At 72.1% G+C, this 5,854-nt stretch carries 4 protein-coding genes and 1 pseudogene; 1 reads left to right on the top strand and 4 read right to left on the bottom strand.

Going from position 1 to position 5,854, the window contains the following annotated elements; genetic code table 11:
• The 4 genes and pseudogenes from ACRX5S_RS00625 to pgsA all read right to left on the bottom strand — a co-directional run.
• A pseudogene (locus tag ACRX5S_RS00625) lies at positions 1–387 on the bottom strand (histone deacetylase); the annotation flags it as partial.
• 70 nt (positions 388–457) lie between these two features.
• Complete coding sequence (locus ACRX5S_RS00620; protein ID WP_436770662.1) at positions 458–1,591, bottom strand: glycosyltransferase family 4 protein; 1,134 nt, start codon at positions 1,589–1,591, stop codon at positions 458–460.
• Positions 1,588–2,586 carry a phosphatidylinositol mannoside acyltransferase gene (locus tag ACRX5S_RS00615; RefSeq protein WP_436770661.1) on the bottom strand — a complete coding sequence of 333 codons (999 nt, stop codon included), beginning with the start codon at positions 2,584–2,586 and terminating at the stop codon, positions 1,588–1,590. The genes ACRX5S_RS00620 and ACRX5S_RS00615 overlap by 4 nt, the downstream gene beginning before the upstream one ends.
• Positions 2,583–3,236: a phosphatidylinositol phosphate synthase gene (pgsA, locus tag ACRX5S_RS00610; RefSeq protein WP_436770660.1), complete on the bottom strand. Its 654-nt coding sequence runs from the start codon at positions 3,234–3,236 to the stop codon at positions 2,583–2,585. The genes ACRX5S_RS00615 and pgsA overlap by 4 nt, the downstream gene beginning before the upstream one ends.
• A gap of 390 nt (positions 3,237–3,626) precedes the next feature.
• Between pgsA and ACRX5S_RS00605 the strand changes: the two genes are divergently transcribed.
• Positions 3,627–5,789, top strand: coding sequence for an elongation factor G-like protein EF-G2 (locus tag ACRX5S_RS00605; protein WP_436770659.1), 2,163 nt, complete (start codon positions 3,627–3,629; stop codon positions 5,787–5,789).
• Positions 5,790–5,854: the final 65 nt, after the last annotated feature.

The following is a 5,854-nucleotide window of genomic DNA, read 5'->3' as shown; positions in this document are numbered from 1 at the left end:
CCCCCCCCCCCCCCCCACCGCCCGGGTGACGTCGAGGTCGGATCCCGTCTCCCGGTACATCTCCTGGGCCGCGACGTCGGAGAACTGCGCCACGCTCATCAGGTACGCCCGGGCAGGCGTCCATCCCTCGGCCTCGGACACGTACAGCCCCAGGCCGCCCGTCCACGCCCGCGATTCGAGGGCGAACACGAGTTCGCCCGGCAGGTACACGGGGGCGGTGCGCAGCGGACGCGCCCGGTCGCGGCAACCCGGGTACGTGCGCGCGGCGTTCGGCGGACAACCGCCGTCCAGGTAGTACGCGAGCCGGTCGAAGTGCATGTTGGAGCCGTATGCGGCGTACCAGACAAGGTCCGACCTCCCCTCGGCCGTAACACTGCCCGTGCGCACGCGATCTTCCTCCGGCGACTCGGCGCCTTTGCCCCACCGTACGACGTGATCCCGGTGTCCGCGTGGCGCGTCAGTCCGCGCGGTCCGACAGCACGGCACCCGCCGTCACCGTCTCGTAGACGCCGAGGATGTCCGCGCCGACCGTCTCCCAGTCGTAGCGGCGGACGTGCCGCAGCCCCGTCTCGCGCAGCCCGGCGCGGCGGTCCGGGTCGCGCAGGAGCGCGATCGCGGAGTCCGCGAGCGCCGCGGAGTCCTCGACGGGGAACAGCTCACCGGCCCGGCCGCCGTCCAGGACCTGGCGGAACGCGTCGAGGTCGCTCGCCAGCACCGGCGCGCCCGCGGACATCGCCTCGACGAGGATGATGCCGAAGCTCTCGCCGCCCGTGTTGGGGGCGACGTAGACGTCGACGCTGCGCAGCAGCCGCGCTTTGTCGGCGTCGCTGACCATGCCGAGGAACGTCACCTGGTCGCGCACCGCGTCCGGCAGCCCCTCGGCGGCCTCCTCCGCGTCCCCGCGGCCCGCGACGAGCAACCGGACGCCCGGGAACGCCTCGGCGATGCGCGGGAACGCGTCCAGCAGCACCGGGAGGCCCTTGCGCGGCTCGTCGATGCGGCCGATGAAGCCGAGGGTGGGCGCGTCGGCCGTGCCCTGCCAGGACGGCTCCGGCTCGGCCTCCGCGAAGAACGCGACCTCGACGCCGTTGGGGATCACGACCGCGTCGCCGCCCAGGTGTTCGACCAGCGTGCGGCGGGCGTACTCGCTCACCGCGATGCGCGCGCTGATCTTCTCCAGGGCGGGCTGGAGGATCGGGTACGCGGCGATCATCGCGCGCGAGCGGGGGTTCGAGGTGTGGAACGTCGCGACGACCGGCCCCGACGCCGCCCAGCACGCGAGCAGCGACAGGCTCGGCGTGGCCGGCTCGTGGATGTGCAGGACGTCGAAGCCGCCGTCGTGGATCCAGCGGCGCACGCGCGCGGCCGACAGGAAGCCGAAGTTCAGGCGCGCGACGGAGCCGTTGTAGCGCACCGGAACCGCGCGCCCGGCACCGACGACGTAAGGCGGCAGGGGCGTGTCGTCGTCCGCGGGCGCGAGCACCGACACGTCGTGGCCGTGCTGGATCAGCCAGTTGGCGAGGTCGCGCACGTGGTACTGGACCCCTCCTGGCACGTCCCAGGAGTAGGGGCACACCACGCCGATCTTCACGCGCCGCTCCGCTGCTGCGCCTCCGAGGGCCCGTCGGCCGCCTCGGGTCGTGCGTCGGGCCTGCTGCCGTCGACCCCGGGCCCGGTGCCCTCGATGCGGGCCAGGCGTTCCGAGTCCAGGTCGGACAGCCAGAGCCGCTGGAGCATGTGCCAGTCCTGCGGGTGCTTGCGGATCCCGGCGGCGAAGGCGTCCGCAACGCCCTGGGTCATGGCGGCGATCTTGCTCTTGCGGTCGCCGTCCTCGGGCACCGCGACGACCGGGTGCAGCGTGGCGTGGATGCCGACCCGGCGGTACGCGAGGGTGACCGGGATCAGCGCGGCGCCCGTCTGGATCGACAGCGCCGCGGGGCCGGCCGGCATGCGCGTCTCCTCGCCGAAGAAGGTCACCGGGATGCCGCTGCGCGTCAGGTCGCGGTCCGCGAGCAGGCAGATCAGCCGGCCCTCGCGCAGGCGGCGGGCCAGCACGCCGAACGTGTTGGCGTCCCCGCCGGTCAGCGGCAGGACCTCCATGCCGAGCGACTGGCGGTATTCGAGGAACCGCTCGTACAGCGACTCGGGCTTGAGTCGCTCGGCGACGGTGGTGAACGGGTAGCCGCGTGCCGTGATGGACGCGCCCGCGAGGTCCCAGTTGCCCATGTGCGGCAGGGCGAAGATGACGCCCTTGCCGCGCGCGGACGCCTCCTCCAGGCGGTGCAGGTGCGCGATGCTCATGCGCTCGACCACGGTCTTCTCGTCCCACACCGGGAGCCGGAAGGCCTCCTGGAAGTAGCGCAGGTACGAGCGCATCCCGGCCCGCGAGAGCTTCTTGAGCTCCGCGTCGCTCGCGTCCGGCACCACGCGGCGCAGGTTCGCCTCGAACTGCTCGATGCCACCCCCGCGCCGGTACCAGACCGCGTCGGCGGCGGCGTTGAACACCGGGCGCGCGACGGCCTCGGGCAGCAGTTTGACGAGCGACCAGCCCAGTCCGTACCCCGCGTCGACCAGGCGCTGCCTCACGCCGTGCCACCGCCCTCCGGCGCGGCGCCGGGCCGCGTCATCTCCAGGCCGTCGGCCTCCTTGCGGACCGCCAGCATGCGCTGGAAGATCGTCACGAAGCTGCCGACCGCGATGGCCCACAACGCGACCTCCTGGATGTACGGCACGCCCAGCCCCGCGAAGCCGGTCGCCACCAGCACGCCCACCAGGCGCTCGGCGCGCTCCACGAGCCCGGAGACGTCGCACTTGAGGCCCAGGCTCTCAGCCCGCGCCTTGGTGTACGACACCACCTGCCCGGACGCCAGGCAGAACACGCACAGCACAGCCAGTCGCAGGTTGTCGCCGTCGCCGGCGAACCACACCGCGAGCGCGCCGAAGATCGCCGCGTCGGCGACCCGGTCGAGGGTCGAGTCGAGGAACGCCCCCCACTTCGTCGACCTGCCGATCTGCCGGGCCATGTTGCCGTCGACCAGGTCGGAGAAGATGAACGCGGTGATCACCAGCGTCCCGACGAAGAAGTGGCCGAACGGGAAGAACACGAGAGCGCCCGCCACCACGCCGAGCGTCCCGAGCAAGGTGACGGTGTCGGGGCTGACCCCCTTGCGGATGAGGAAGCTCGCGAACGGATTGAGCACGCGGGTGAAGAAAGCGCGTGCGTATTTGTTGAGCATCGCCTTCCCGAAGGATCGCCAGGGGACCGTCTGAATCGCGGGGCCGCGGGATCCGGAGGACCGCCGCCGCACCCGCCCGGTCACGCCATCGTACTGACGCGGCCACACTCGGATGTCCCCCGGAGGTCCGCGCGTGCCGTCGGACGCGGCGAATCGGCGGCGGGCCGCGTCCGGGCGCGCCGTATTGGCCGTCGGAGGGTTCCGGGCGGAGACTTGAAGTCCGATCGGCGTGCGGGTGCGCGGCGGCCGTCGTGACTGGTTCGGCCGCTGCTCTTGTGCTCGCCCCGCTTTGGGCGGAAAGCTTCCCGTGAGGAACCGGATGTGCGGACTTGAGAGGCCGACTTCCCGGCCTTTCCCGCGCCTCCACGACGTTTGGAGGAGGTGGGCGCATTGGCGGACAGGTCTGGTGGTTCAACCGGGGCCGCAGGCGTAGGCCCTACCGTGGACGGCCCCGACAGGGTGCGCAACGTCGTACTCGTCGGGCATACGGGCGCCGGGAAGACGACGCTCGTGGAGTCCCTGCTCGTGGCGACCGGAACCATCTCGCGCCCCGGTCGCGTCGAGGACGGAACCACGGTGTCGGACTTCGAGGACATCGAGCACCGGCAGCACCGCTCGGTGGCCCTCGCGCTCGCGCCGGTCGAGTTCGACGGCACCAAGATCAATCTCCTGGACACGCCCGGGTACGCGGACTTCGTCGGCGACCTGCGGGCGGGTCTGCGCGCCGCGGACGCGGCGCTTTTCGTCGTCTCGGCGGCGGACGGGGTCGACGGCTCGACCCGCATGCTGTGGGACGAGTGCGCTGCGGTCGGCATGCCGCGCGCCATCGTGGTCACCAAGCTGGACTCGGCGCGCGCCGACTTCGACGAGATGACCGCCATCTGCCAGCGCGTCTTCGGGGACGGCGACTCGGACCGCGTGCTGCCGCTCTACCTGCCGCTGCACGGCGACGACGAGTCGGTGGTCGGCCTGATGGGCCTGTTGACGCAGAGCGTGTACGACTACTCGTCCGGCACGCGCGTGACGCGCGACCCCGACCCCGAGCACCTGCCGCTGATCGAGGAGGCCCGCAACCGCCTCATCGAGGCCGTCATCGCGGAGAGCGAGGACGAGTCGCTCATGGACCGCTACCTCGGCGGCGACGAGATCGACGTCGAGACGCTGGTGACGGACCTCGAACTGGCCGTCTCGCGCGGCTCGTTCTACCCGATCCTGGCCTCCTCGACGGTCAACGGGCTCGGCACCGTCGAGTTGCTGGAGGGCATCGTCCGTGCGTGCCCGTCACCGCCCGAGCACGAGGTGCCGGCGGTGACCACGCCCGAGGGCAAGCCGCGCGACCCCCTGACCTGCGACCCGGAGGGCCCTCTGGTCGCCGAGGTGGTCAAGACGACCTCCGACCCGTACGTCGGCCGCATCAGCCTGGTCCGCGTGTTCTCCGGGACGCTCCGCCCCGACATGACCGTGCACGTGTCCGGGCACGGCCTGGCCGACCGCGGCCACGAGGACCACGACGTGGACGAGCGCGTGGGCGCCCTGTCGTCCCCGCTCGGCAAGACTCAGCGCCACCTCAACCGCGGCATCGCGGGCGACGTCGTGGCGGTCGCGAAGCTGCTGCGCGCCGAGACCGGCGACACGCTGTCCGAGAAGGACAACCCGCTGCTGATGGAGCCGTGGGTCATGCCCGACCCGCTGCTGCCCATCGCGATCCAGGCGCACAGCAAGGCCGACGAGGACAAACTGTCCCAGGGGCTGGCCCGGCTGGTCGCCGAGGACCCCACGCTGCGTCTCGAACACAACGCAGACACACGGCAGTTGGTGCTCTGGTGCATGGGCGAGGCACACGTCGACGTGCTCCTCGACCGGCTCCGCACCCGCTACGGCGTGGCCGTCGACGCAGTGCCGCACCGGGTGTCGCTGCGCGAGACGTTCGCCGCCAAGGCGCACGGTCGCGGCCGCCACGTCAAGCAGTCCGGCGGGCACGGGCAGTTCGCGGTGTGTGAGATCGAGGTCGAGCCGCTGCCGAACGGCGGCGGCTTCGAGTTCGTCGACAAGGTGTTCGGCGGCTCGGTGCCCCGCCAGTTCATCCCGTCGGTCGAGAAGGGCGTGCGCGCGCAGATGGCCCGCGGCGTCGCCGCCGGGTACCCGGTGGTGGACCTGCGGGTGACCCTGGTCGACGGCAAGGCGCACTCGGTGGACTCATCCGACATGGCGTTCCAGATGGCCGGCTCCCTCGCCCTCCGCGAGGCGGCCGCGGCCACCGAGGTGCACCTGCTGGAGCCGGTCTCCGAGACCTCGATCGTCATCTCGGACGAGTACGTCGGCGCGATCATGAGCGACCTCTCGTCCCGCCGCGGACGCGTCGTGGGCACCGAACCGGTCGGCCCCGGCCGCACGTTGGTGCGCGCCGAGATCCCGGAGATCGAGATCAGCCGCTACGCCATCGACCTCCGCTCCCTCTCGCACGGCACCGGCCAGTTCAGCCGCTGCTACGCCCGCCACGAACCCATGCCCCACCAGCTCGCCGCCAAGGTCAAGGCCGAGACGGCCGGCTGACGGTGTCGGCGTGCCGAAGCCGTGGGGGACGCGGCAACGCGCGTCCCCCACGGCGCGGCGACTAC

The organism is Yinghuangia sp. YIM S09857 (genome assembly GCF_051388915.1).
Lineage (GTDB): Bacteria > Actinomycetota > Actinomycetes > Streptomycetales > Streptomycetaceae > Yinghuangia.
Note: the sequence above shows the minus strand (reverse complement) of the source record. Positions and strands in the feature narration are given on the sequence as shown.

Bases quoted from the DNA above. Each gene is read 5' to 3' on its own strand.
- pgsA (WP_436770660.1), bottom strand. From the start codon at position 3,236: ATGCTCAACAAATACGCACGCGCTTTCTTCACCCGCGTGCTCAATCCG.